This window comes from Rhizobium sp. LEGMi-198b (assembly GCF_054114205.1).
This window is the reverse complement of record NZ_JBSYVH010000003.1, coordinates 116,659-141,688: the sequence shown is the minus strand read 5'-3', so window position 1 is coordinate 141,688 and position 25,030 is coordinate 116,659. Positions and strand designations below refer to the sequence as shown.

Annotated in this window: 22 protein-coding genes and 1 pseudogene; 7 read left to right on the top strand and 16 right to left on the bottom strand. The window is 59.5% G+C overall.

The features are described 5' to 3' along the window. Positions 1-6: 6 nt before the first annotated feature. Genes ACXHXG_RS13570 through ACXHXG_RS13560 form a run of 3 tightly spaced genes read right to left on the bottom strand, consistent with a single transcriptional unit; the run spans position 7 to position 2,692 of the window. Positions 7-657 carry an HAD family hydrolase gene (locus ACXHXG_RS13570; protein ID WP_104826049.1) on the bottom strand — a complete coding sequence of 217 codons (651 nt, stop codon included), beginning with the start codon at positions 655-657 and terminating at the stop codon, positions 7-9. Next, positions 654-1,907, bottom strand: coding sequence for a Tm-1-like ATP-binding domain-containing protein (locus ACXHXG_RS13565; protein ID WP_457899588.1), 1,254 nt, complete (start codon positions 1,905-1,907; stop codon positions 654-656). Before ACXHXG_RS13565 ends, ACXHXG_RS13570 begins: the two co-directional genes overlap by 4 nt. Beyond that, complete coding sequence (locus ACXHXG_RS13560) at positions 1,907-2,692, bottom strand: IclR family transcriptional regulator (protein WP_260304620.1); 786 nt, start codon at positions 2,690-2,692, stop codon at positions 1,907-1,909. The genes ACXHXG_RS13565 and ACXHXG_RS13560 overlap by 1 nt, the downstream gene beginning before the upstream one ends. Positions 2,693-3,007: 315 nt before the next feature. Here ACXHXG_RS13560 and ACXHXG_RS13555 point away from each other — a divergent pair, with 315 nt between their 5' ends. After that, complete coding sequence (locus ACXHXG_RS13555) at positions 3,008-4,462, top strand: APC family permease (RefSeq protein ID WP_260304621.1); 1,455 nt, start codon at positions 3,008-3,010, stop codon at positions 4,460-4,462. Positions 4,463-4,518: 56 nt separating this feature from the next. Further along, complete coding sequence (locus tag ACXHXG_RS13550) at positions 4,519-5,997, top strand: aldehyde dehydrogenase (protein WP_260304622.1); 1,479 nt, start codon at positions 4,519-4,521, stop codon at positions 5,995-5,997. Positions 5,998-6,180: 183 nt separating this feature from the next. Here ACXHXG_RS13550 and ACXHXG_RS13545 read toward each other — a convergent pair whose 3' ends face one another. Together ACXHXG_RS13545 and ACXHXG_RS13540 are read right to left on the bottom strand one after the other, a co-directional pair. Next, positions 6,181-7,077 (bottom strand): MBL fold metallo-hydrolase, encoded by an 897-nt coding sequence (locus ACXHXG_RS13545; protein ID WP_457899587.1) that lies wholly within the window; start codon positions 7,075-7,077, stop codon positions 6,181-6,183. Positions 7,078-7,102: 25 nt separating this feature from the next. Then, positions 7,103-7,741 carry a DsbA family protein gene (locus tag ACXHXG_RS13540; protein WP_457899586.1) on the bottom strand — a complete coding sequence of 213 codons (639 nt, stop codon included), beginning with the start codon at positions 7,739-7,741 and terminating at the stop codon, positions 7,103-7,105. A gap of 101 nt (positions 7,742-7,842) precedes the next feature. Between ACXHXG_RS13540 and ACXHXG_RS13535 the strand changes: the two genes are divergently transcribed. Further along, on the top strand, positions 7,843-8,757 hold the full coding sequence (locus tag ACXHXG_RS13535) for a LysR family transcriptional regulator (RefSeq protein WP_457899585.1): 915 nt from the start codon (positions 7,843-7,845) through the stop codon (positions 8,755-8,757). A gap of 19 nt (positions 8,758-8,776) precedes the next feature. On the opposite strand, the gene ACXHXG_RS13530 is transcribed toward ACXHXG_RS13535, so the two are convergent. The 8 genes and pseudogenes from ACXHXG_RS13530 to alr form a co-directional block, all read right to left on the bottom strand. After that, entirely contained in the window at positions 8,777-9,766 is a 990-nt protein-coding gene (locus ACXHXG_RS13530) for a beta-ketoacyl-ACP synthase III (RefSeq protein WP_457899584.1), read from the bottom strand. Continuing rightward, entirely contained in the window at positions 9,763-11,031 is a 1,269-nt protein-coding gene (locus tag ACXHXG_RS13525) for an adenosylmethionine--8-amino-7-oxononanoate transaminase (protein WP_457899583.1), read from the bottom strand. Before ACXHXG_RS13525 ends, ACXHXG_RS13530 begins: the two co-directional genes overlap by 4 nt. Next, on the bottom strand, positions 11,028-11,666 hold the full coding sequence (gene bioD / locus ACXHXG_RS13520; RefSeq protein WP_457899582.1) for a dethiobiotin synthase: 639 nt from the start codon (positions 11,664-11,666) through the stop codon (positions 11,028-11,030). The genes ACXHXG_RS13525 and bioD overlap by 4 nt, the downstream gene beginning before the upstream one ends. Next, positions 11,663-12,808, bottom strand: coding sequence for an 8-amino-7-oxononanoate synthase (locus tag ACXHXG_RS13515; RefSeq protein WP_285168889.1), 1,146 nt, complete (start codon positions 12,806-12,808; stop codon positions 11,663-11,665). Before ACXHXG_RS13515 ends, bioD begins: the two co-directional genes overlap by 4 nt. Further along, positions 12,805-13,800, bottom strand: coding sequence for a biotin synthase BioB (gene bioB / locus ACXHXG_RS13510; RefSeq protein WP_285168888.1), 996 nt, complete (start codon positions 13,798-13,800; stop codon positions 12,805-12,807). Before bioB ends, ACXHXG_RS13515 begins: the two co-directional genes overlap by 4 nt. Positions 13,801-14,086: 286 nt before the next feature. Further along, a pseudogene (locus ACXHXG_RS13505) lies at positions 14,087-14,466 on the bottom strand (Rid family detoxifying hydrolase). A gap of 35 nt (positions 14,467-14,501) precedes the next feature. Continuing rightward, the gene (locus ACXHXG_RS13500) at positions 14,502-15,752 is read right to left on the bottom strand and encodes a D-amino acid dehydrogenase (RefSeq protein WP_457899581.1); all 1,251 of its coding nucleotides are present in this window, start codon (positions 15,750-15,752) and stop codon (positions 14,502-14,504) included. Between the two features lie 25 nt (positions 15,753-15,777). Then, positions 15,778-16,911, bottom strand: a complete 1,134-nt coding sequence (gene alr / locus ACXHXG_RS13495; RefSeq protein ID WP_457899580.1) for an alanine racemase — start codon at positions 16,909-16,911, stop codon at positions 15,778-15,780. 124 nt (positions 16,912-17,035) lie between these two features. Here alr and ACXHXG_RS13490 point away from each other — a divergent pair, with 124 nt between their 5' ends. Next, positions 17,036-17,500: an Lrp/AsnC family transcriptional regulator gene (locus ACXHXG_RS13490; protein WP_285168884.1), complete on the top strand. Its 465-nt coding sequence runs from the start codon at positions 17,036-17,038 to the stop codon at positions 17,498-17,500. A 459-nt stretch (positions 17,501-17,959) separates the two neighbouring features. Beyond that, on the top strand, positions 17,960-19,150 hold the full coding sequence (fdhA, locus tag ACXHXG_RS13485; RefSeq protein ID WP_104826064.1) for a formaldehyde dehydrogenase, glutathione-independent: 1,191 nt from the start codon (positions 17,960-17,962) through the stop codon (positions 19,148-19,150). A 188-nt stretch (positions 19,151-19,338) separates the two neighbouring features. Here fdhA and ACXHXG_RS13480 read toward each other — a convergent pair whose 3' ends face one another. The 3 genes from ACXHXG_RS13480 to ACXHXG_RS13470 are packed head-to-tail and all read right to left on the bottom strand — an operon-like array spanning position 19,339 to position 22,303. Beyond that, a complete protein-coding gene (locus ACXHXG_RS13480) occupies positions 19,339-19,776 on the bottom strand; it encodes a TadE/TadG family type IV pilus assembly protein (RefSeq protein WP_260304635.1) in 438 nt (145 codons plus the stop codon). Beyond that, positions 19,773-20,369, bottom strand: coding sequence for a TadE/TadG family type IV pilus assembly protein (locus tag ACXHXG_RS13475; protein ID WP_104826066.1), 597 nt, complete (start codon positions 20,367-20,369; stop codon positions 19,773-19,775). The genes ACXHXG_RS13480 and ACXHXG_RS13475 overlap by 4 nt, the downstream gene beginning before the upstream one ends. Then, entirely contained in the window at positions 20,366-22,303 is a 1,938-nt protein-coding gene (locus tag ACXHXG_RS13470) for a pilus assembly protein TadG-related protein (RefSeq protein WP_245464141.1), read from the bottom strand. Before ACXHXG_RS13470 ends, ACXHXG_RS13475 begins: the two co-directional genes overlap by 4 nt. A 427-nt stretch (positions 22,304-22,730) precedes the next feature. On the opposite strand from ACXHXG_RS13470, the gene ACXHXG_RS13465 reads away from it, so the two are divergent. Beyond that, on the top strand, positions 22,731-24,014 hold the full coding sequence (locus ACXHXG_RS13465) for an NAD(P)/FAD-dependent oxidoreductase (protein ID WP_457899579.1): 1,284 nt from the start codon (positions 22,731-22,733) through the stop codon (positions 24,012-24,014). 10 nt (positions 24,015-24,024) lie between these two features. Continuing rightward, positions 24,025-24,921 (top strand): LysR family transcriptional regulator, encoded by an 897-nt coding sequence (locus ACXHXG_RS13460; protein WP_104826068.1) that lies wholly within the window; start codon positions 24,025-24,027, stop codon positions 24,919-24,921. The last annotated feature ends 109 nt before the right edge of the window (positions 24,922-25,030 follow it).

Below are 25,030 nucleotides of genomic sequence, written 5' to 3'. Positions count from 1 at the left end.
CTTGGTTCAGAGCCCCAGCATGGCAAGTGCGCGGGCATAGCTTTCAGCGGGCCGGGTCACGTCGAAATGCACGTGAGGCAGGTTCACGGCTTCGGCGCCTTCGATGTTTTTCCTCTGATCGTCGACGAAGACGCAGGCCTCGCGCGGCAAATCGAGCTCGGCAAGAACGAGCTCATAGGCGCGCGGATCGGGCTTGAGGATCTTGGTGTAAGTGGCATCGACAATGACGTCGAAGAGCTCAATCAGCGGAAAGCGCTGGCGGAATTCGACGCCGTAGAAGAGGTCGAGCTCGTTTGACAGGATTGCCAGCTTGAGACCTGCCTCCTTCGCACGCAGGATGGCGTCGCGCGCTTCCGGGCGCAGAACAAGCTCCGGCTCGGCGCCGCGCGCGCGGCGTACGAAGGTCTGCATATCCGTCCAGTTTTCGCCGACTAGCTTGCCGACTTCGCCGGCGCGCCTGAGCCAATAGTCGCGTTCGGTGATTTCGCGGTTCTGCATCGCAACCCAGAGCGCGTCCGTGGTCGTATCGAATGGCCCGAGCCAGGTCAGCGATCCCTTGGGAAGGTCGAGCGTGCGTTCGGTAATATCATGCGTTTCGAAAAGGGTGCGGGTAACGACGCCGCCGAAGTCGAGGATAAGCGCGCGGTCTTGTGTCATGGCCGTCCCCCCGGAATGACGCCCTCGGCGACCCATTGGTCGAAGATGGCGAGTGCTGCCGCCGAAAAGGCCGGCGCGTTGATATGGGCATCGACCTCCTGCAGGGTGACAGAAGACGGTACGGCGCGGCGCATCTCATCGAGGAAGGCGTCCAAGCCCTCCGGATCATGCAGCGGCTCATCCGGCTTGTCCCATTCCTGCAGCCCTTCGGTCGGCAGGAGGAAGGCGACCTTTGCTTCGGCGTGTTTCAGTTTTTCCCCGATCAATCGGGCGACTTCCCGTCTGCCTTCTGGCGACGTGGTCACCGATCCGATCAGCCGGTTGTGGGCGTGATAGGGACGATCGGCAAAAATTTCCGGCAGGGCCTGCCACGCCTGAAGATCGACCATGTCGACAGCGCCGGGGGCGACGATCTGCGGAATGCCGGCGCGTCCGGCATTTTCCAGCCTGTCCGGCCCGGAAGTGACGACAGTGCCGTAGTGATGGTTGCTGACTTCCTGAATGCAGAAATCGAAAACGGCGGCAAAGTCGCCCTGGGAAGCGATGGCTTCATAGGCGCGTCCACCCATGCCGGTGGCATGGAATACGGCGACGTCATAGCCGCGCTTTTCCAGTTCAGGCCGCAGATATTTCATATATTTCAGGCAGGACGAGCCGAGCGAGGTCATGCCGACTAGCGGCCGTTTGCGATCGGGTCTGCTTCCGTGCTTTGCCGCACCGACGACCGCGCCGCAGGCTTGCGAGAGGACAGAACGGCAGATGCTGTTGAGGCCGTAGAGACCACCGGCCCATAGGATCATCATCAAGTCGGGCGCAATGCGTTCGGGCGGGATAAGGTGAGAATAGGCGATGGTCGAAACCACGAATTTCGGGACGCCGAGCGGCAGGACGGCGGCGACATCCAGCGCCAGATCCGTCCCCATGGAGCCGCCGAGCACGATGACGCCGTCGACCAATCCGTCTTCGTAGAGGCGCCGGGTCAGCGCCGCCGCGCCCTTTGCCATGGCGGCCATGGCGCTGTTTTCATCGCCGCTTTCGGCGATTGCCTCGATTGTAGTTTCAGCGGCCTTGGCGACGTCATGCTTGGAATAATCAGGACTATAGGGCGGATCGCCGAGAATGCTGACATCGACCATGATTGGCTGGCCGCCGGCTTCCGCGATGACGGACGCCATGAATTGCAGTTCGTCACATTTGGTGTCACCGGTTCCGATGACAAGTATCTTTGGCGAGGGAGCCTCCGGGCTCATCAATCTGTCCTCCTGATTTTTGCAATGGTTCCCATGGGTCTTTCCGACCCGTAATATTTTTCTGAGATCGCATTGGCCGCAGCGACTGCCTGCGCGCCAAATTCGTGGATGGCTACCTTCGTCGTGCGTGAGAGCGGGGCGGCGACCGCCACGCAGCCGATGGGATGGCCATTGGGCGTGCGGACCGGCGCGGCCGCGCTGATGACGCCGGCCTCTAAACCCTGATGACTGATGGAAAAGCCGCGTGCTGCCGTCTCATCGAGCATCGCACGCACCAGCAGGGGATCGACGATGGTATGGTCCGTAAATTTCTCGAGCGGCTTTTGGAGAGCCGCGTCGATCTCTGAGCGTGGAGAGAAGGCCAGAAAGGCAAGACCGGACGCCGTGGCATGAAAGGGCAGGAGGCTGCCGACATCGATGATGATGCGGTGGGCGCGGGGCGAATCCTCCACATGGATGGTCGAAAGCCGCCCTCCCGAAAATTCCGAAAGGTGTACCGTCTCAGTCGATGTTTCGGCGAGCGACTTGATGAACGGGATGGCGACCCGCAGGAAGGGAAAGCGTGCTTCCCGGATACGGGCGAGGCGAACGGGCGCCGAGCCGATGCGATAGCGGCGCGTATCCTGATCCTGCTCCACGAAGCCGTGCCTTTCCAGCTCCACCAGAAAGCGTCGCGCTGTTGCCTTGTCCAGCGCGCACAGGCGGGCGATGTCGGTCAGGCCCGCCTCCTTGTCCAGCCGTGACAGGGTATCCAGCAATGAAAGCGCCTTTCCGATCGTGCTCATCGTTCCTCCTCTTGGGTGGTCGGGTTCTGATTTCCTGTGTCCGGCCGAAGCTTTCCCTCAAATCAGGTCGCCGACCTTGCGCCGCGGCACGATAGCAGCGACCCAAGATACTTAACATGCGAAATAACTTGACAGAGGCCGGGAATGTTTGCAAGTCTATATTTGAAGCTGCGGTTCAAATAATGAACCATAAGCGCTGACGGCGGCAAAATCAACAAAAGCCCAAACCCCGCTCGTCAGTCCGGTTCTGGTGGAGGTCGCCTGCGCGCAATCGCAGCGATGATCGGATATTCTCAACAAGGGGAACGAACGAAGATGAATACGCAAAATTCGCAGGGCGCGGCTGAAAACCAGTTGCGCAAAAACAGTCTCGGCGTAGGTGCCGTCACCTTTCTGGTGGTTTCGGCCGCAGCGCCGCTGACCGCCGTTGCTGGCGGCGTGCCGCTTTCGATGATGCTTGGCAACGGGCCGGGGATACCGCTCACCTTCCTGCTGGTGACAGGCATTCTGCTGCTGTTTGCTGTTGGTTACGTCGCCATGGCGCGCCATATCCGCAATGCCGGCGCCTTTTATGCCTATACGGCCCAGGGTCTTGGCGGCCTCATGGGCGGCGCGGCCGCGCTGATCGCCATTCTCGCTTATAATGCCATGCAGGTCGGCGTTCTCGGCCTTTTCGGCGCAGCGACCAAGGGTTTCTTTGCCGAGCAGCTCGGCCTTGACCTTCCCTGGTGGGTCTGGAGCTTCGTCGGTATCGCCTTCGTCGCCGTTTTTGGCTACCGCCGCGTCGATCTATCGGCCAAGGTGCTGACGGTGCTCGTCATTCTCGAATATCTGGTCGTCCTCGTCATCGACGCCGCGATCTTCGTCAAGGGCGGCGACGCCGGCCTTTCCGCTGCGTCGTTTACGCCGACGGCCTTCTGGAGCGGAACTCCGGCCATCGGCCTCTTGTTCTGCTTTGCCGCCTTCATCGGCTTTGAAGCGACGACCATTTATAGCGAAGAGGCCCGTGAGCCGGAAAAGACCGTGCCGCGCGCGACCTATATCTCCGTTCTCATCATCGGCCTCTTCTATATGCTGACCTCCTGGCTGATGGTGGATGGCGCCGGCGTCGATAAGCTGGTTCCGGCGTTACAGGGTCTTGCCGATCCGACCACGTTCCTCTTCGGCCTTGCCGAGCGCTATGTCGGCCACTGGATCACCGTCGTGATGAGCGTTCTCTTCATCACCAGCCTGTTTGCCGGCATTCTCGCCTTCCACAATGGCGTGGCGCGTTACATGTATGTCGCGGGTCGCGAGGGTCTGCTGCCGAAGTCGGTCGGCGTCACGCATCCGGTCTTCCAGAGCCCGCATGTCGGCTCGATCATCCAGACCGTCATTGCCGTGCTCGTCGTCGCACTCTTTGCAGCGACGGGTCAGGATCCGGTGCTGGCACTCTTCTCCTGGCTCACCAATGTCGCCACGCTTGCAATCATCCTGCTAATGGCGTTCACGGCCTTCTCGATCGTGGTGTTCTTCAGCCGCAATCCGGGGCTTGAGCGCAATGTGCTTGTCATCAAGGTGCTGCCGATCGTGACAGGACTGATCCTGCTGGCGCTCGTCTACTACATCTCGGCGAATTTTGGTGCGATCGCTGGCGCCAATGGCGTTCTTGCCGTGTTGCTGCCAGGCCTGGTGCTGATCGCGGCGATCATCGGATTCATCGCCGCGGCGCGCCTGAAGTCGTCGGATGCGGCAGGTTACGCCCGCCTCGGTGCCGGTCAGGAAGCCTGAAGCAGTTCCAATCGCGGTGGCGGGGAAACCCGCCACCCTCTTTGTGAGACAATGAGATGCAAGACAAGATCGACCAGCTCCGGACACTATCCGTTTCCCCGCAGGCATTGTTCATCGGCGGCGCATGGCGCCAGCCGGTCAGCAGCACCACGATGGATGTCATTTCCCCGATCGATGGAACGAGGCTGACCACCATCGCCGATGCCGGTAAGGAGGATGTCGATCTTGCGGTCAAGGCTGCACGGCATGCTTTCGAAAAGGGTAGCTGGTCGAAGGCGGCGCCGGCGGAACGCAAGAAGGTGCTGCTGAAGATTGCCGAGCTGATCGAAAAGAATGCGCTTGACCTCGCCGTGCTCGGCGTACGCGATAACGGCACGGAAATCTCGATGGCGCTGAAGGCCGAGCCCGGCAGTGCCGCAGGCACCTTCCGTTATTATGCCGAGGCGATCGACAAGGTTTATGGCGAAATCGCTCCGACGGCGGAGAATATTCTGGGTCTCGTTCATCGCGAGCCGATCGGCGTCGTCGCTGCCATCGTGCCGTGGAATTTCCCGATGATGATCGGCGCCTGGAAGATCGCCCCCGCACTCGCTGCCGGCAATTCCGTCGTGCTGAAGCCCGCCGAAGGCGCATCGCTGACGCTTCTCAAGCTTGCCGAAATTTGCGCCGAAGCTGGATTGCCAGAAGGCGTGTTCAATGTCGTCACCGGGCGCGGCGCGGTCTGCGGCGAGGCCCTGGGGCTGCACATGGATATCGACGTGCTCGCCTTCACCGGTTCCGGCTCGATCGGGAGGCGTCTCTTGGAGTATTCCGCGCGTTCAAACCTGAAGAGGGTCTATCTCGAACTCGGCGGCAAATCTCCGAACATCGTCTTTGCGGATGTGCCGGATATGGATGAAGCGGCCAAGGTCTCGGCCTATGGGATATTCCGAAATGCGGGGCAGGTTTGCGTCGCAGGATCGCGGCTGCTTGTGGAGAAATCGATCCATCAGGCGTTTGCGGAGAAACTCGTAGGGGTCGCGGAGACGATGAAGGTCGGCGATCCTCTGCAGTTCTCTACCGAGATCGGCGCGGTTTCCAGCGAAGCGCAGCTCGGCAAAGATCTTGGCTATGTCGAGCAAGCTCTCTTCGAAGGAGCTTTTTTGCGCACGGGCGGCAAGCGCATTCTGGGGGCGATGGGGGGCTTCTACATGCAGCCCACTGTCTTCGATATCAGGCCCGACATGACGCTGGCGAGGGAGGAGGTCTTCGGCCCCATTCTGTCGATCATACCCTTTGAGAGCGAGGCCGAAGCTTTGGAGATTGCCAACGCCACCGACTATGGTCTCGCCTCGGCGGTATGGACCTCGAACCTTTCGCGAGCGCACCGCATGATCCGCAACATCCGCGCCGGCGTGGTGCATGTGAATACCTACGGCGGGGCTGACAACACCGTACCCCTCGGTGGCGTCAAGCAGTCAGGCAACGGTCACGATAAGTCTTTGCATGCGCTCGATAAATACGTCGATCTCAAGACTGCTTGGATCAAACTCTAAGGTTCACGCAGGAAAGATGCTGTCGGGCATTGGGTTGGTGCCCGACAGCGCGCAACAGATTGGAGTCCACCGTCATTCCTCGACTCCTGAGAAGTGAATGACAAAGGACTTTGACCAAAGTCAGCCCGGAAGTTTTCCTAAGAAAAAACCCGGACTGATCGGGGCAAGGTTACACAGCGAGGCCTACCCCCACTTCATCTCGCCCTTTGCGACCTTGGCGCCCAATTCGAGCGAGCTGGCGTCGCCCAGATGGGGATAACGCTTGGTCATTGCGGCGATCAAAGCCGCACTGTCCGTGGCCTTCACTTCCTCTTCATGGAAGGCGACAAGATAGTCGCGCGTAAACTTGACGGCATCGAGACCTTGCGGAGCACCCTCGGCCTGATGAGCGGGGACCACGATCTTCGGCTTACGAGCCGCCAATGCGTCGAGCGCCTTGATCCAGGCTTCCCGCTTTTCAGGCGTGGCCTCGTCGGCGACCCAGACGTGGATCCCGGAGGAAATCAGCACGCCCCCGAACACAGCCTTGATGGAAGGGACCCAGAGATAGCGGCGATCGTGCATGTCAGGGACTTCGACAATTTCGATCTTCTCGCCGTCGAGTTCGAGCGCACTCAGATCCGACGCAGTGGGAATGACGACGTCCGACAGCTTTTGCGGACCATTTTCCTTCAGTTGCGGTCCCCAGACCGCGAGCTTGCCTTCGACATTGGCATGGATGGCCGCGACGGTGACGGGCTTCGCGATGACCTTGGCATCCGGGAAGGCTTCGACGATTGGCCGGAGGCTGAAATAGTAATCGGGATCGTTGCAACTCACATAGATGGTGCTCAGATGCTTGCCGGTCGCCTTGATGGCGTCCGCGACGGCGCGGCCATCCGAAAGCGTGAAGCCGCCGTCGATGAGAATGGCTTCCTTCTTGCCGGTTAGCAACACCGGCGTGCGGCGGAACCCGGTCTCGGACGCCTGAAAATATTGCCACTTGATCTTCGAGCTTGCGGCCCGGGAAACGCTGAGGGGGACAAGCGAAATGGCGCCGGCGGCCAAGGAAAGTTTGAGTGCATCGCGTCTGGTAAACATACAGGTTCCTTTGTGGTTAGTAAGATCAAGCGGCTTGGAGATGCGCCATGAGGTTGTCATAGCTGCCGAAGAGGGCACTGGCGTTCAGCAGACGCTGGTGTCCGTTTCCTTCGACGACGAGGGCTGGGACGCCGTTGGCGCCATGTTGGCGGAAGAGGCCCTGGCCTTGAGCAATGAGTTGCCGATTGGCGTCGAGCAATTCGACCGAGCCTTCGGTCAAGAGACGGGCGGCTTCGCTCAATCCTTCGGATTCGAACAAGCCTGCCAGAACCGGCACGCTGGTAATGTCCAATCCCTTCACATAGCGGGCATGCTGGATGAGACGCAGCGCATCGAGGCGTCTGCGGTGGTCCGCAAGGCCAGCCGCCGTGATTGCCAGTGTCGCCGGACCCGAGTCGAACAGCGAGCCCGGCCTGTTCAAGACCTTCGATCGATAGTCCTCAGAAAAGGGCTGGCCGCTCAAGCGTTCGATCCGTTGATCGTTGGACCAGGCATAGGCTGCCAATGACGCATCCATCTCACGGGCACCCCCACCCGTGAACAAGCCCGTCGGCAGGAGCTCGAGCTCGACACCCGCCAGATGCAACCGCTCGATCACCGGGCTTGCGCCATAGCACCAGCCACATAGGGGATCGAAGAGATAGACGGCAGAGAATTCCTGCATGGATCGTAGTCCTCCGTTGACGGGGCCGATCATCTCAGCGGTTGCGGTGTAAGGAAATATCGGTCAATCATACAGACTGTACGAACAGATCAGACAATAGCATGAGCGAACTCCTTAATCTCAACAGGTTGATCTTCTTCACATCCGTGGTGGAAACCGGATCATTCACCGCCGCTGCTGAACGGCTTGGCGTCGCCAAGGCCGTGGTCAGCCATCAGGTGGCACGTCTGGAGGATGAGCTTGGCGTGTCGTTGCTGATGCGAACGACCCGGCGGCTGCATGCGACGGAAGAGGGGCGAGTGTTCTATGACCGGTGCGCCATCATTCTGCGGGAAGCGGAAGCCGCTTATGGAGAGATGTCGCTTCACGCCATCGAACCCACCGGCACGCTGACGCTGACGGCACCCTTGGATTACGGTGAGGCAGTCGTAGCGCCTGTGGTTGCCACCTACCGGGAGCGATTTCCGCAGATGCGTGTCGATCTCATATTCGATGACAATGTCATCGATCTCGCCAATGGGCAGTTGGACCTGGCGATCCGGGTTGGCTGGCTGACGGATATGAGCAATAAGGCCCGACGCCTGGGCACGTTCCAGCAGTATCTGGTGGCAACGCCAAAGTTGGCGGCGAGTTTTCCCAAGGTCTCGAAGCCGGCCGATGTAGCGGCGCTTCCCTGGATCGAGAACGCGGTCCTGCGCCAGCCTTTACGTTGGATGTTTTCTCGCGAGGGCTATTCCTCCGAGATCGTCGAGGCGAATTCGGCCGTGCGTACCGACAAGACGCCATCGGCCTATGCCTGCGTGAAGGCTGGTATTGGTGTTTCCGTCTTTCCTGACTACATGGTCGTCGACGATATCGCAGCCGGGCGTTTGAGCCGATTGCTGCCTGACTGGACCTTGCCCGCCGGCGGGATCCATGCCGTGCTGCCGATGGCTCGTTTCCGTCCCGCCAAGGTACGGCGGTTCATCGAGATGATGCAGGCCGCCGAGCGGCGTCGGGGATCTACGCCCAAATAGGCTGCTTGCCGCCGCTGGATTATATGCCGAAAACGACGGCCCCTCCCGTCAGGCCTGCGCCCGCGGCCGTCAGCAGCAGCTTTTCCCCCGAAACGAACGGCCTGGCTCGATGTGAGACCGACAGGGAAAGAGCGATCGTCGCCGCCGACGAATTTCCGTAGGTTTCGATCGTCCGCACAGTTTTTGCCGGATCGATGCCGAGCCTGTCGGTAACGGCATCGAAAATGCGGGCATTGGCCTGATGCGGCACGAAGCGGTCGATCGCTGCCGCATCCAGATCGGCGGCAGCAAGCGCGCGGGTGCTGCTGGTCGCCATCATGTCCACCGCTTGGGTAAACATTTCGCGGCCGTCACGCATCGTCATCAGGAAATCCTCCGTCGCCATGCCCGGTGCGAAGGGCCTGTTGCTGCCGCCGGCCGGAATGGAGATCAGATCGTAGCGGCTTCCGTCTGAGGCGAGACCCACACCAAGAATGCCCTTCTCCGTATCGCCTGACGGCGCCAAGACGACGGCGCCGGCAGCATCCGCGAAGAGAACGGCGCTAGCCCGTTCGGCCGGGTTGATCCGCCGGCTGAGAATATTGGCCGCCACCACTAGGACCGGCCGTCCCTGCGTGCGGACAAAGCCGTCGGCAAGCGTCAGCGCGTAGAGGAAGCCGGAACATGCGCCGGCCAGATCGATCGCGCCGCTATTTCGAAGGCCGAGGCGATGTGCCAGCAGGGGGGCAGAAGGTGGCAGGAGATGATCGGGTGTCGACGTGGCGAGCAGGGTCAAAGCGATGTCGTCACGCGCGATGCCGCAGTCGCCGAGGGCAGCTTCGCCGGCCTTTGCGGCAAGTCCGCTCAGCGTCTCAGCATCGTCAACCCAGTGGCGCGCGCGGATGCCGGTCCGGCGCTCGATCCAGCCGGGTTCCAGGCCGAGTCTCGCTTCAATCTCGGCATTTTCGACGCGCCGATCGGGCACGGCATGGCCGACGCCCGCGAGAGAAGATGAGCGCGCCTCCCTCATAGCCGCCCAGCCGCAAGAAGGCCTGCCGCTTCATCGATGGCGTCATAGGACCGGTCAAGGTCAGCGGCGGTAATGCAGTAAGGTGGCATCAGATAGATGACGTTGCCGAGCGGACGGATCAACAGACGTCGCTCGCGGAAGAAGGCGCGAAGGCGAGGCCCGACCTCCGAGAGATATCCGCCTTCCGGCACGACGAGATCGAGCGCGGCGATCGTGCCGCTCTGGCGAATATTGTCAAACCGCGGATCACCTTGAAAGCGGGAAAGCCCCGCGCTTTGGCGCTCTGCGAGCTTGGCGATGCGCTCACCCACGGGTTCCGTCCTCCAGATATTCAGGTTGGCCACCGCTGCCGCGCAGGCGATAGGGTTGGCGGTATAGGAACTGGAATGGAAGAAGGTCTTGCGCCGGTCCGCCGAGAGATGCGCATCGAATATCTCGCGAGTGCAGAGCGTTGCGGCCAGTGGCAGCGTGCCGCCCGTCAAGCCCTTGGATGTGCAGAGTATATCAGGGGTTATAGATGCCTGTTCGCAGGCAAACCGACTGCCCGTCCGGCCCCAGCCCGTCATCACCTCGTCGGCGATCATCAGAGCGCCGTATCGCTCGGCGATGCGCTTCAGCTCGGTGAGCAGTGAGGCTCGATAGATTTTCATCCCACCCGCTCCGAGAATGAGCGGTTCGATGAGAAGCGCCGCCACCTCGCCTGACCGGCAGGCATCTTCGAACGCATCGAGCGTGGCCTGCTCCTCGCCGATCGTCGGAAAGGGCAGCCTGTCGACCTCGAAAAGCAGCGGCTCGTAAGCGGCGTTGAACACGCCGCGCTCTCCGACGGACATCGTACCGATCGTATCGCCGTGATAGCTGTGCTCCATCACCACGATGCGGCTGCGCGGCTTTTGCGTGTTATGGAAAAAGCCGAGCGCCATCTTCAACGCCACCTCGACCGCGGTGGAGCCGCTGTCGGAATAGAAGACGTGCTTGAGCCCAGCGGGTGCGATCTCGATCAAGCCTCTGGCCAGCTCTTCGGCCGGTTCATGGGAATATTCGGCGAAGATGATCTGGTCGTAGGTTTCGCAGGCTCGTCGGATCGCATCCATGATCACGGGATGACGGTGGCCGTGGGTAATCACCCACCACGAGGAGATCGCATCCAGAATGGCGGTGCCATCTTCGTCTACAAGGTGGGCACCTTCGGTTTTTGCAATACGCTTCATCGCCGGCTCGAGCGCGTGCTGCGTAAAGGGATGCCATACGGGCGAAGACGTCATACCGGCTCCTTGCGGAAGAGATCGATGTCGAAATTTTCGCTAAAGGCCTGCCGCAGAAGCTCCGGCGTGAGCGTATCGAGTTTTGGAAGCCGTCCGAGTGAACGGACTCGCCCCAGCTTTGCGATGATGCTTTCCGTTTCCGCCTGTTTATCGCCGATGAAAGCGACGCCGAAAACTGGAATGGACCGGGCGCGCAGCGCCTCCAGTGACAGCAATGTGTGATTGATGGTTCCGAGGCCCGTGCGGGCGCAAAGGACGACAGGTATTTTCCAGCGGGCAAAGACGTCTGCAAACACGGCCTCTTCGGTGAGCGGCACCAGCAATCCACCTGCGCCTTCGATGATCAGCGGCGCATCGGTACTGGGCGGAATAAGGGCTTCGGCCTCTATCCGGACCCCGTCGATCCTGGCTGCAAGATGCGGCGAAGCCGGTGTCCGCAGCCGGTAGGCTTCCGGCATGATGCGCGCAGGCGGGATCCGACCGAGCCGCTGCACCGTCTCACTGTCCGTTTCGTCTTCGAGACCGGCTTGGATCGGCTTCCAATAATAAGCGCCGAGCGCATCGGTCAGGGCCGCCGAGAAAACGGTCTTGCCGATCCCCGTGTCGGTTCCAGTGACCACAAACCTTAGCGTCACGGCTTTTCCTCCGCGATGACGGCGGCGAGGCGCGCGAACATGTGCGATATTGTCGTCCTATCGACATTCAGGGTGATGGCAATTCTGAGCCTCGCCGTGCCTTCGGGTACGGTCGGTGGCCGGATCGCGCGGATGTCGAAGCCTTCGTAGCGCATCCGCGCTGCGATCCGCATCGATAGGGCGTTATCACCGATCGGAACCGGCAGGATCTGCGAGCCGCTACCGTCGGCGCCAAGTGCGGCAGCAAGTTCTGCGTTGGCGAATGTCTGCAATGCTTCCAGAGAGGCCCGGCGCTCGGGTTCGTCGGCAAGAACCTTCAACGCCTCGCGTACGCCGGCAGCCATCAGCGGCGATGGCGCGGTCGAGTAGATGAAACCGCGTGCCCGGTTGACGAGATAGTCGCATAGCACCGCACGGCCGCCGATCAGCGCGCCGCTACTACCAAGCGCCTTGCCGCAAGTATGGAGAACGACGATGTTCTCGCGGCTTTCGAGACCGGAAGCGAATCCACGCCCGCCGGGTCCGAAAACGCCCGTCGCATGGGCCTCGTCAATCACCAGAAGGCCGTCATGCCGGTCGGCCAGTTCGGCGAGCTCGGTCAGCGGAGCCCGATCGCCATCCATCGAATAGAGGCTCTCGACGGCAATCCATGGATGGCCGGCGCCGCCCGCAGCGCGCCATTTCTGAATGGCCTCGGCAAAGGCCTGGACGTCATTGTGCTGCACGGAGACCGATGGTGCCTTGCTTGCCGAAATCCCTTCATGCACGCTCGCATGTACCAATGCGTCATGAACAATCAGATCATCCCGTTGCGGCAGGGTCGAAAAGAGCGCGACATTGGCGGCATAGCCGCTGCCAAAGTAGAGGCAGCGTTCCACGCCGAAATAGACGGCGGCCTCGGCTTCGAGCACCTCATGCTCCGGATGGTTGCCGCGCAGCAATCGCGAGCCACCGGCACCGACCGGCACGCCCCGTTCGATCGCTGCGGTGATGGCAGCCTTGAGGCGCGGAGAATTGGCGAGTGCCAGATAGTCGTTCGAGGTGAAGTCGACGCCCCCTTGCGGCAGCAAGGTCCGATACCGTCCCTTGCGCTCGAGCCCGTTCAATGTCCGTCCATAGCGCGCGAGGCCCGCGCCTGTCATGCATTCGGCTCCAGTTCCATGGGCTTCAAGCCGAGGCGGCGGAAAAGGCCGGTGTCGTGGTCCTCCCCCGGATTGTCGGTGGTCAGCAACGTATCGCCGACGAAGATGGAATTGGCTCCGGCGAAGAAACAGAGCGCCTGCGTCTCATCGCTCATTTCCGTCCGACCGGCTGACAGGCGCACATGGGATTGCGGCATCAGAATTCGCGCAAGCGCAATGGTGCGGATGAACGCGATGGGATCGATCGGCGCGGCATCGGCGAGTTTTGACCCAGGAATCGGAATGAGCATGTTGATGGGCACGCTTTCCGGCGGCGAGGGGAGGTTGGCGAGCGTCACCAGCATGGAAATGCGGTCGTCAGCCGTTTCCCCCATGCCAAGGATGCCGCCGGCGCAGACCTTGATCCCGGCGTCGCGCACATTCGAAAGCGTTTCCAGACGGTCGGCAAAGGTGCGGGTGGTGATGATCTCGCTGTAAAAGCGCTCGGAAGTATCGATATTGTGGTTGTAATAGTCGAGGCCGGCATCTGCGAGTTCCGCGCTCTGCCCGGGCGACAGCATGCCCAGTGTCATGCAGGTCTCCATGCCGAGCGCCTTGACGCCGCGAACCATCGCAACGATCGCCTCCATGTCACGTTCTTTCGGGCTGCGCCACGCAGCGCCCATGCAATAACGCGTTGCACCTCCCTCTTTGGCCTTGGCCGCCTCGGCGACAACCCGCTCGACCTCCATGAGCTTCGACGCTTTGAGCCCTGTGGGATAGTGTGCCGATTGGCTGCAGTAGCCGCAGTCCTCGGCGCAGCCGCCGGTCTTGATCGAAAGAAGCCGGCTCATTTGTACGGCATTGGGATCGAAATTCTCCCGATGCACGCTATGCGCACGGAACAAAAGATCATTGAACGGAAAATTATAGATTTTTTCTGCTTCGAAAAAGCTCCATTTCTCCGTTGATGCAACCAGTTTTGGATCGTTTTCAGCGACTTCGTGCGGCATCTCCGGCAAATTCCTTCTCCCTGCAGAATAGTTATCGATAGAATGTTCCTGATTATCTATAATTTCTCGATGCGAACTACTGCAAGCACTCATACGGCGAAGGTTGTCGGTCGTTCAACAATTCATGAGAGTGTGGTTACCGGGGCCGGCGATGGTTTGTCCTCCCTTTGCCGGCAAAGCAGTTCGTCTCGGAGACTACGGCTTCATGTGCCGTGCCGCCTTATATTCCACGCCACCGGCGCGAAATGATTGCGACATCAGGGCGCGCGATCATTCATGGTGCGGCTCAGGCAAGCGAAATGATTGCCTCGATCTCGACTTGTGCCCCTTTGGGCAGCGAGCTGACCTCATAGCAGGCTCGGGCTGGAAAAGGATTTCGGAAGAAGGTTGCGTATATCTTGTTGATGTCAGCGAACCGGGAAAGGTCCGTGAGCAGGACGGTCGTCTTGACCGTCTTCTCGATGCTCGATCCCGCCGCTTTCGCGATCGCCGCAATGTTTTTCAAGCATTGTTCCGCTTGTTCGACAGGATCGTCAGAAACGAACTCTCCGGTGGCCGGATTGATCGGAGCTGCCCCGAGACGAAGAGCAGATCGCCCACCTTGATTGCCTGCGAAAACGGGCCGATTGCGCCCGGAGCTTCAGACGTCGTTATTGCCTCGATCAATGATGCCTCCATCCTGTCTTGCGTTGAATAATGGCTCAGCGGTAACGGCTGATTGCCAGATCGGCTGCGTCGATTTCCGGCTTGCGCCCACTGACCAAATCGCTGATCAGACGCGCAGAGCCGCAGCTCATGGTCCAGCCGAGCGTGCCGTGGCCGGTGTTGAGGAAAAGGCCGGCAATCTTCGTCGGGCCGATCACCGGCGTCCCGTCCGGCGTCATGGGCCTCAGCCCGGACCAGAATGACGCCTTCCGCAGATTGCCGCCTGGGAAAAGGTCGGTTACCGAATGGTCGAGCGTCCGCCGGCGGGCATCGCCAAGATCGTTGGTATAGCCCGAGATTTCAGCCATGCCGCCGACGCGGATACGATCGCCGAGGCGGGTAATCGCAATTTTGTAGGTTTCGTCCATCACGGTCGATTCCGGTGCCCGTGATGCATCGATGATCGGGATCGTCAGTGAGTAGCCCTTGACCGGATAGACGGAAAGCCGGATGCCAAAGGGCCTCAGCAGCAGTGGCGAATAGCTGCCGAGTGCGACGACGATCGCATCGGCGCTCATATGCCCGCGGTCGGTCATGACGCCGCGAACCTTGCCGCTCTGGACATCGAGCCCCTTGATCGCCGTTCCGTATTGGAACCGGACGCCGAGTTCGCTTGCCCTTGCGGCGAGGGCATTGGTGAACTTGAAGCAATCGCCGGTCTCGTCCTTAGGCGTCAGCAGACCGCCGACGATCTTTTCGCGGACATGGCGGAGCGCCGGCTCCACGCGAATGCATCCGTCGCGGTCGAGTACCTCATAGGGAATACCGTCGGCCGCAAGAGCCTTGACGTCCTTTGCCGATGCATCGAGTTGTTGCTGCGTTCGGAACAACTGCAGCGTACCCTGCATGCGCTCGTCATAGGCGATGCCGGTCTCCTTGCGGACCTCGGCCAGCGAGATGCGGCTGTAGTCGGCAAGGCGCAGCATCCGGCTCTTGTTGATCGCATAGCGTTCCGACGTGCAATTGGACAGCATCTTGACGAGCCAGGACAGCATGGCGCGATCGAGCCGTGGACGCAGGATGAGCGGAGCATGTTCCATGAACAGCCACTTCATCGCTTTCATCGGGATGCCTGGTGCGGCCCAGGGCGAGCAGTAACCGAACGAGACTTCACCTGCGTTTGCGAAACTCGTTTCCAGGGCGGGTCCTTCCTGACGGTCGACGACGGTGACCTCGTGTCCTGCCTTGGCGAGTTGGTAGGCGCTGGTTACGCCGATGACGCCGGCGCCGAGTACGATGACTTTCATAGTTTCCTCGATGGTGGTCTGTTGCTCAGCGATACCGACGTTCGTAGCGACGGCCGAGGCTGGTCAGGAGTTCATAGGAGATGGTGCCGGCGGCTTCGGCGACGTCCTCAAGCGTCTGGTGAGGGCCGAGGACTTCGACGAGGCTGCCAAGCGAAAGCGTGCCGGAGGGGAGGGCGGTGATATCCACGGTAATGCTGTCCATCGAGACACGGCCGACAATCGGCAGACGAACGCCACCATAGAAAACGGCTCCTCGATCACTGAGACTGCGCGGCAGCCCATCGGCATAACCTGCGGCGATCGTGGCGAGCCTGCTCTCGGCAGAAGTCACGCGGGCGCCGCCATATCCGACGCGCGTGCCCGCCGGAACTGTTCTCGTCTGGATCACGGCGACATCGAGCCTGACGATCGGCTCCATTGGATTGGCTTTGCCACGAGTGGGCGCTCCGCCGTAAAGCGCGATGCCGAGACGGGCCAGAACCCCGTGATACTCGCTGCCTAGAAAAACGCCTCCCGAATTGGCGAAGCAGACATCAAGGCCGGGAAATTCGGTCGCGACAAGACGCATTTCCGCGAGCTGATCGGCATTCTGCCTGTTGTCCGCCTCGTCGGCGCAGGCGAGATGGCTCATGATGAAAAGGACTTCGATGTTGCTGCAGCTCTTGAGATCGGTTGCGAGTGCGCTTCTTTCTTCCGGCGAGATGCCCAAACGCGACATGCCGGTGTCGAACTGCAAAACGGCGGGAAGAACGCGTCCGAGCTTCTGAGCCGTCGACGACCACCGCCGGAACTGCTCAAGCGAGTTGAGAACCGGAACGATGTCGGCCTCGGCACAGCTAATCTCCGATCCCGGCTGCAGTCCGTTCAGCACGAATATTCGCGTGTCGTTTGGGACAAAGGGCCTGAGTTGGATCGCCTCCGAAAAGTGTGCAACAAAGAAATGCCGGCAGCCTTGCGCATAAAGGGCCTTGGAGACTTGTTCGGCGCCAAGACCATACGCATCAGCCTTGACGACGGCTGCGGCTTTTGCGGGCGCGACCGTCGCCGAAAGCTTCCGGTAATTTCGGCACAATGCGGGAAGGTCGATGGTCAGATAGCCGGAAGCTCCGATACCGGCTTCGGTCTGCTGATAGTCTACATGCAGAGTCTGATGATCCATATGCAACCCCCTCGTCATGCCTGAAGATATTGAAATATTCTTTGAATATCCCGCCTATTGCTGATTGTTTGTTTCAATGCATGATATTCAGTCAAATAATCTGCGAAAAAATGGAATATTCTGCATGACAGCGATTGACGCGATCGACCGCAATCTCCTCCGCCTGCTGCGATTGAATGCACGCATGACCAATGCGCACTTGGCGCAGGAAGTCGGCTTGTCCCCTTCTGCCTGCCTGCGGCGGATCAAATTGCTCGAGGAGGCTGGCATCATCCGCGGCTATACGGCCCTGGTGAACAGCGGCAGTTCCGAGGATACGATCGCGGTGATCATCAACATCACATTGGAACGGCAGACCGAGGAACACCTCGACCGCTTCGAAGCCGCGGTGCGAAAACATCCCGAAATTCGCGAATGTTTCCTGATGACCGGCGGCTCGGACTATCTACTGAGGGTGGAGGTGGCAGGCGCGGGTGAGTTCGAGAGAATTCATAAGGAAATTCTCTCGACGTTGCCCGGCGTCCTGAGAATTCATTCCAGCTTTTCAATTCGAAACGTCCTGGCTACCCGGACCAGGGGGCGACGTTGATCCCGATTTGGCAAGTCGGCTGACTGATTATCTGGTAAGCAAAATCGCCAGTTCCGCCCGCTTCATCCTGGAACTTGTTCCGCCGCTGCGCCGCAGATCATATTCGTCGTGCAGAGGGGGAATGTCCTGAACATCCCTTATTCGAAGACGTTGTGCCCAACGCCATTGAATGTCCGAGCCAGTCAGGCACTTTTGCTGACGTGCAATAAACTCAAGCCGGTAGTGAATTTTTTTGCACAGTCGCGATCGCTATATCGATGGTAGACAGTATAGCATCATCGCTTTTAAAGGCGAATTCGCCAGCTTGGTAATTAAAAAATAGAGAGATGAATAGGCGACTTAGATAGAGGCTATGTCGTCGTGAGAATAACCGCGCTCTTATGCGGGAACTGCGGCGCAATTGGAATCCTGCCCGCGGAGGAATGGGCAAGAGAGACTTAACCCAGGAGGAGACAGACTATGAGCAGGAACAGAGGCGTCGTCTACATGCGGCCCGGCAAGGTCGAGGTCCGCGACATCGACGACCCCAAGCTGGAGGCGCCGGACGGTCGCCGTATCGAGCATGGCGTGATCCTCAAAGTGATTTCCACGAACATCTGCGGCTCAGACCAGCACATGGTGCGCGGCCGCACGACGGCAATGCCTGGTTTGGTGCTCGGCCACGAGATCACGGGGGAGATCATTGAAAAGGGTATCGATGTCGAAATGCTGGAGATCGGCGACATCGTCTCCGTGCCGTTCAACGTGGCCTGCGGGCGCTGCCGCTGCTGCAAGTCACAGGACACCGGTGTCTGCCTTACTGTTAACCCTTCGCGCGCTGGTGGCGCCTACGGTTATGTCGACATGGGCGGCTGGATCGGCGGGCAGGCGCGCTACGTCATGGTGCCCTATGCGGATTTCAATTTGCTGAAGTTCCCCGATCGCGACAAGGCGATGGCTAAGATCCGCGATCTTACTATGCTGTCCGACATCCTGCCGACAGGTTTCCATGGCGCGGTGCGCGCGGGCGTCGGTGTCGGCTCTACGGTCTATGTGGCGGGCGCCGGTCCAGTCGGCCTTGCCGCTGCCGCTTCGGCGCGCATCCTGGGGGCGGCCGTTGTCATGATTGGCGACTTCAACAAGGATCGCCTGCAGCATGCTGCCAATGTCGGCTTCGAACCCATCGATCTCTCCAAAAGCGACAAGCTAGGTGACATGATCGCCCAAGTGGTCGGCACGAACGAAGTGGACAGTGCGATTGATGCGGTCGGCTTCGAGGCGCGCGGCCATGCGGGCGGCGAGCAGCCAGCGATCGTGCTCAACCAGATGATGGAGATCACACGCGCAGCAGGCTCGATTGGCATTCCAGGGCTCTATGTGACGGAAGATCCTGGCGCTGTCGACAACGCGGCAAAACACGGCAACCTGTCATTGCGCTTTGGTCTCGGTTGGGCGAAAGCGCAGTCCTTCCACACTGGTCAGACGCCGGTGTTGAAGTACAACCGTCAGCTCATGCAGGCGATTCTGCACGACCGGCTGCCGATCGCCGATATCGTCAATGCGAAGATCATTGCACTCGACGATGCCGCTCAGGGTTACGAGAGTTTTGACCAGGGCGCGGCGACCAAATTCGTCCTCGACCCGCATGGAGACCTGCTGAGGGCTGCCTGAAGTAAAACAGATTGCCACGGCGGAACATTGTCCGTCTGCGATATGAGCCAGGAAGCAGGCTTTGCGTGGCACGATGATATGGAAGCTCAGGCCTAGTCTGAGCTTCTATTCAAAGCAGTCGACTACATCCTCATTTGGTTGAGCTAGGTCGATGCTGCGACGTTTGACCTGGGGTCGCACGCCTGCCGTCAGTGATTTGTGTAACACGCATCGGCCGTGAGATTTGTGCCGCCGGACAAGGACATTAGTAAATCTGGCACGACGGTGATGAATTGATAGGTGATTTTTACTTGCGAGAAGCCTGCCAAGCCATGGCAAGTGGCGTCGTGATCGAGCGTGACCGATGCGTCGTCCAGCCCTACGAACCAGCCGGTAGCCGTACTGCGTGCGAAGGCTGCCGCCTTCGACGCACTGTAAGTCCCGCCATCTTCGCATTCCGTCTGCGGAATGCCCATGCATCGCGCCGTTGCAATCGCCGTGTCATGGAGGGCATGGCTCGTCCAGAGCAATCGGCCGAGCTCGATCATGCCGAACAGCATGAGGAAAAAGACTGGCGCAACCAGCGCGAACTCCACCGCACTAGCGCCGGAACGCGACTGCCAAATTTTTCGGATAGCGCGCTTCATTGTGTCCGCACGATCGCGCTGGCGTCAATAAAGTCGCCTTTCACAAGGCCGTAGCCGGAGAACAACGGCGTATAGGCCTGTTTTACCATGACGGAGACAAACCGGCCCGCCCGCCCGCCATCGGGGCAGGACGAACCACAGGATTGCTGCGAGCCCCAATCAAGCGACGACGCGCTGCCGCTCGGACAGTAACAAGCATCGGCTTGGCTGACGTTGCCGCTGATCACAATTTTCGCACCATTGTAGTTGGCGACTGCGCCGTTATTCACATTTACTGATGCCTGCGTATCGCCCGCCGCGTATTCGCTGGCGATCATGGTGGCGATTTTCGTTGCCAGATCGCTGCCATCCTTGCCATCGACCAGATCAGCATTGACCATCGCATAGCTGGCACTGTCGGAAACCGTAGCTTCTAGCTGAAAGCGCGAGAATATGAGCATGCCGAGATCAAGGCTGCCAGCCAAGATGAGGATGAAAACTGGCGCAATCAGTGCAAATTCGACTGCTGCATTACCCGAGATATCTCGCAGAAAATGTCTTAGGCCGGCTCGAAGCTGGAGAGCTTTTTTCCCGGCTACATGGATGAAAATCATTGAACCAATTCCACCTCGCTACTGGTAGCCGACAGAGTGCATTCCGACATCGTCTGTGAACCACCGGACAATGAAATACTTGCGCCAATCAATTGCAGGCAGCCGGTTGCGGCATCACCGATCTGGCCGCCGCCGCCGAAATCGATCAGCCCTTTTGGAAAATAGAACGCGCCGGAAATCTTACCTCTGCCGCCGGAGGTGATTTCCGCGTCTGCATAAGATTTCGATGATTGCGGGCCGATAACCGCAAGATTGGCGTAGGTGCCGCTCTGCGGGGCAGAAAGTGTGATGGCATTGCCGCCAGTCAAACAGAATGCCTTTCCTTTGCATTCCCAATCGGAGGGCGTTTCGGTCCCCGAAATGACGATCGTGACATTTGTCCCGGAAACGGCGATGGAATCGCTGCAGCTAGCGCCCCCGGTATTGACCGAGAAATATCCGTCGACCGTGTAGACCCCGGCACCCAGCCTGGCGCCGCCCGCGAGGTTGACGCTGCCCGATATGTCGTGCTGTGCGCTTGCGGGAAACGTGATGCAGCTACCACCGCCGCCGCCATTGATGTCGCCGTCGGCGCGGAAAACACCCTTGCCCGTACTGGCATCCGCCATATAGGTGGTCGAGCCGCCACCCACGCCCATCGCGTTGTCGCCGCTGGACTGGCCGATGGTATAGCTGTTGGCCGTTCCGGCTCCGAGCTTCAGGCTAGCGCCATCGCCCGTGTAGAAGCCGGCGTCCAATATGAAGGTGCTGGGTCCGTCGATGACGGTTTTTCCTGAACTGCACAGGCTGTAGCGCGCATCGCCGCAATTGGTATCGCCCATCCCGAAGTGAAAGGAACCGGCGCCGAATGTCAGATCGGCGCCGTAAACGCCTCCTGCAACATTGTAGGTGCCGTCCCCGAATACCAGCTTCGTGCCGAAATCATTCTGGATCTTGCCCGAGAAGTTGTAGGTCGTGCTTTTGCTGCCCGAAATATTGAAATTTACCTGAACGTTGCCGTGAACCAGCAGGGAGCCGATATTCACCTCAGACCCGGAGCAGGTGATGTCCCATTTGGTTGTCCAATATTGATTGTAGTTCGCAGGATCGTAGCTGCAGTCGATGGATGTTATGGCGTCTGCGGTTTGCTTTGGGGTCGCGTTGCCGCCAAACTCAATGTTGGTACCCGTGCTCACGGAGACCTTCTTTGGCCACGACGCCTTGCGGATGGTATCGAAGCGTGCGGTAAGTTCGGCTACTCCGGAATTTCCCGAGAGAGGATCCTCTGTGTATTGCTTGGTGACGGGCGCCGCACTTCCATCTGCCTGCACGAGGTTGGTAGACCAAGGGCAAGGCTGCGACGTACCGCCGTAATAGGTCGTACCCTTATTGGTGATCTTCGTTCCGCAGGGGGCGACGACATCACTGTTGGAGTTTACGTAGCACTTGCTTGCGCTGACCTGCACGCCGCCCGAGAGAGTGACGCCCGATCCGGATTTGTCCAAGGCGATGATGCAGCCGCTCTCCGCCGAACCTATGGATGAATAAGCTTCAGCCCCGATTTCGAGCTTTGAACTGACGCCGAGAACGGGTGCGAGAAAAAGTGTGTTCGCGGTGGAGATGGTGGCATGCACCGCCTGAACGCGCGCGTCCTTCGGAGAGGTTGTCAGCGAAACGGAAACGCTGCCGGCATCGACACCGTTGAGCTTCGCCACGGCAAGCGCTGCCGCTTTCATCTCGTCTTCCGAACTCGTATCACTATAGGCGAGCGCGCCGGCATAGGAGGCAAGATCCGCCGTGCGCTGGTTTTCGTTGCGCACCAGAAGCCCGTATCCGTACTCCACGGAGAGAGCAGCAAAGCCGATAACAATCGGCAGGCATAAGGCTGCCATGATCGCGATACCGCCGTCCCGGTTCCGGCAAAGCGACCGCAGTTGATGCAGCGCGATTTTCATTGACTCGTCTCCGTTTGAACGATGAGCTTCAAAAAGTCGGGCAGGAGGTACAATCGCAGGTGTTGAGCGGTGGAGATTTTCGCTTGCGCTGACTAACTGTCGGGTATTTCTTAACAAAACCCTTTGTTTCTGCTGCGCCGCACCATTGCCGGCGCGATGCGGATAATTATGCCGAAAACGGATAGAATTTCTCGAAGGCCCGGCCATGCAGCATCGATAGGGCCAGTCATCACCTCGCCTTCGCGGGGCGAGACGCTGGACGCGCGAACCGGCTCCCCTCAGGGCGCACCGACCGTCTATCGCTCTGCCGGCGAGGTGTCGAACTCATTCCTGCAGGGAATGACCTCTTGTACATAATGAGATAGTCCGTTCACCGACGCAGCGATATCGTGCTGAAAAACTGCTAACTTTAGGAAGATCGGCGCCGATGTTGAATGATCCGAAATCGCATGGACTGTGGGAAACATCAGCGCCGCCCGCCCCGATCACGGAAGAGCTGAACGATGATGCTCACGCAGACGTAGTCATTGTCGGCGGAGGCTACACAGGATTTTCGGCGGCGATCCATCTTGCAAAACTCGGGATAAAATCGGTTCTGCTTGAAGCGGTGGAGGTCGGGTTTGGTGGCTCCGGAAGAAATGTCGGGCTCATCAATGGCGGCATGTGGGTGATGCCCGACGACATACCCGGCGTCCTCGGTCCAGAATATGGAGAGAGATGTCTTAAGCTCCTATCGGATGCGCCTGTACTCGTTCGCCAGGTTATTGAAGAGCATGAAATCTCATGCCAGTTGGAAAAGAATGGGACGCTTCACCTCGGCGTCGGGCGCAAGGGTCTGGAAGAGCTCGACACCCGTCACCGCCAATGGACCGCGAGAGGAGCGCCGCTTCAACTTCTCGATAGCGATGAGACACGGCGCCGTACCGGCTCGGCCGTGTATTCCGGCGCACTTTTCGATCCGAGGGCCGGTACGCTTCAACCTCTTGCTTATGTGCGTGGCCTGGCACGGGCCGCGATCACGTCAGGCGTCAAAGTCTATACGAAGAGCCCTGTCTTGGCGGTAGAGCGCCGGGCAGATGATTGGCGGGTGGCGACGCGTCGGGGTTCCGTGACTTGCAAATGGATCGTCGTAGCGACTGACGCATATTCGACCGGGCCGTGGAAAATCGTGCGCGAGGAACAGGTTCATCTCCCCTATTTTAATTTCGCCACGAAGCCGCTTTCCGACAATGTGCGTAAAACGATCCTTCCGAATAGGGAAGGATGCTGGGATACGAAGGAAGTTCTCTCGTCTTTTAGAATGGACCAGCGTGGCCGGCTTGTTTTCGGCAGCGTCGGAGCGCTTCGTAACACGGGACATGCAATTCACGAGTCCTGGGCAAAGCGGTCATTGAAACGGGTTTTTCCCCAGCTTGGCGACGTCGAATTCGAAAGTGCCTGGTACGGGAAAATTGGCATGACCTCGGACGCAGTTCCGCGGTTCCATAAGTTTGAAAACAATGTGGTGGGCTTCAGCGGATATAACGGACGAGGCATTGCGCCTGGAACGACCTTCGGAAAGGTCTTGGCGTCTTACATTGCCGGCAATATCGATGATGCAGGCTTGCCACTGCCGATTACCGAACCAAAGTCCGATCCCTTGCGCATGGCGAAGGAGGCGTACTACGAAATGGGCGCGCAGGTAGCACATCTGGCAGGAGCGCGCTTGTAGGAGGGCATGGGTGCAAGTACCGCGAAGATTTTTGCCTTCACTGCCACTGCTCGCTGCTTTTGAAGCGGCGGCTCGTACCGGGAGCGTAACCGCGGCAGCCAAGGAGCTCAATCTCACCCAGAGTGCCGTTAGCCGGCAGATTCGCGCTCTGGAGGAGCAACTCGGTGTGGAGCTCTTTCATCGAGAGCGCCAGACGATCAAGCTCACCGTCGGAGGTGAGGGCTATGCGCGCGAGATCCGGGACGCGCTGCGTAAGATCAGCAGCGCATCGTTGAACCTGCGGGCAAACCCGTATGGAGGGACGCTGAACCTTGCAATATTGCCAACATTCGGCACCCGATGGTTGGCGCCCAGACTACCGGACTTTCTCGCTGAAAATCCTGGAATTACCGTCAATCTCGTCACAAAGATCACGGCGTTCGATTTTCGGTTGGAGCCGGTGGACGCTGCGATTCATTTCGGCGCCGCGGAATGGCCAAGCGGCGAGCTTGCGTTGCTTCGCCAAGAAATCGTCGTTCCAGCATGCAGTCCGAAGCTGCGTGAACAATACAATTTTACCGAGCCCTCGGACATCCGAGCAGCGCCATTGCTCCATCTGACCAGCCGCCCTGATGCTTGGGAACGCTGGATGATGATGAACGGGGTTACGCCGGATTCGGTTCACGGCATGCTGTTCGATCAGTTCGCAACGGCAACCCAAGCCGCAATAGCAGGCGTGGGGGTGGCGTTGCTACCAAAGTTCCTCATTGAAGAGGAACTCTCTCAAGGCAAGCTGGTCTATGCTCTCGATCTCCAGATGAAGAGCGCCGAGGCGTACTATCTGGTATGGCCTACCGACCGCGCCTCGCACCCGCCGCTGCTTGCCTTCAAGAAGTGGATATTGGCGCAGACCGCCGCCGATCGATGAAAGTTCATTCCTCATTGGAATAACATCTGACCTATTGCTTGATAGAAATACAAGCACATCGAAGCGAATACTCCTCAACAATCATGATCTCGGAGAATGACCGAGCTCG

Coding starts and splice junctions, on each gene's coding strand:
- ACXHXG_RS13570 (WP_104826049.1), bottom strand. CDS start 657: ATGACACAAGACCGCGCGCTTATCCTCGACTTCGGCGGCGTCGTTACC.
- ACXHXG_RS13565 (WP_457899588.1), bottom strand. CDS start 1,907: ATGAGCCCGGAGGCTCCCTCGCCAAAGATACTTGTCATCGGAACCGGT.
- ACXHXG_RS13560 (WP_260304620.1), bottom strand. CDS start 2,692: ATGAGCACGATCGGAAAGGCGCTTTCATTGCTGGATACCCTGTCACGG.
- ACXHXG_RS13555 (WP_260304621.1), top strand. CDS start 3,008: ATGAATACGCAAAATTCGCAGGGCGCGGCTGAAAACCAGTTGCGCAAA.
- ACXHXG_RS13550 (WP_260304622.1), top strand. CDS start 4,519: ATGCAAGACAAGATCGACCAGCTCCGGACACTATCCGTTTCCCCGCAG.
- ACXHXG_RS13545 (WP_457899587.1), bottom strand. CDS start 7,077: ATGTTTACCAGACGCGATGCACTCAAACTTTCCTTGGCCGCCGGCGCC.
- ACXHXG_RS13540 (WP_457899586.1), bottom strand. CDS start 7,741: ATGCAGGAATTCTCTGCCGTCTATCTCTTCGATCCCCTATGTGGCTGG.
- ACXHXG_RS13535 (WP_457899585.1), top strand. CDS start 7,843: ATGAGCGAACTCCTTAATCTCAACAGGTTGATCTTCTTCACATCCGTG.
- ACXHXG_RS13530 (WP_457899584.1), bottom strand. CDS start 9,766: ATGAGGGAGGCGCGCTCATCTTCTCTCGCGGGCGTCGGCCATGCCGTG.
- ACXHXG_RS13525 (WP_457899583.1), bottom strand. CDS start 11,031: ATGACGTCTTCGCCCGTATGGCATCCCTTTACGCAGCACGCGCTCGAG.
- ACXHXG_RS13515 (WP_285168889.1), bottom strand. CDS start 12,808: ATGACAGGCGCGGGCCTCGCGCGCTATGGACGGACATTGAACGGGCTC.
- bioB (WP_285168888.1), bottom strand. CDS start 13,800: ATGCCGCACGAAGTCGCTGAAAACGATCCAAAACTGGTTGCATCAACG.
- ACXHXG_RS13500 (WP_457899581.1), bottom strand. CDS start 15,752: ATGAAAGTCATCGTACTCGGCGCCGGCGTCATCGGCGTAACCAGCGCC.
- alr (WP_457899580.1), bottom strand. CDS start 16,911: ATGGATCATCAGACTCTGCATGTAGACTATCAGCAGACCGAAGCCGGT.
- ACXHXG_RS13490 (WP_285168884.1), top strand. CDS start 17,036: ATGACAGCGATTGACGCGATCGACCGCAATCTCCTCCGCCTGCTGCGA.
- fdhA (WP_104826064.1), top strand. CDS start 17,960: ATGAGCAGGAACAGAGGCGTCGTCTACATGCGGCCCGGCAAGGTCGAG.
- ACXHXG_RS13480 (WP_260304635.1), bottom strand. CDS start 19,776: ATGAAGCGCGCTATCCGAAAAATTTGGCAGTCGCGTTCCGGCGCTAGT.
- ACXHXG_RS13475 (WP_104826066.1), bottom strand. CDS start 20,369: ATGATTTTCATCCATGTAGCCGGGAAAAAAGCTCTCCAGCTTCGAGCC.
- ACXHXG_RS13470 (WP_245464141.1), bottom strand. CDS start 22,303: ATGAAAATCGCGCTGCATCAACTGCGGTCGCTTTGCCGGAACCGGGAC.
- ACXHXG_RS13465 (WP_457899579.1), top strand. CDS start 22,731: ATGTTGAATGATCCGAAATCGCATGGACTGTGGGAAACATCAGCGCCG.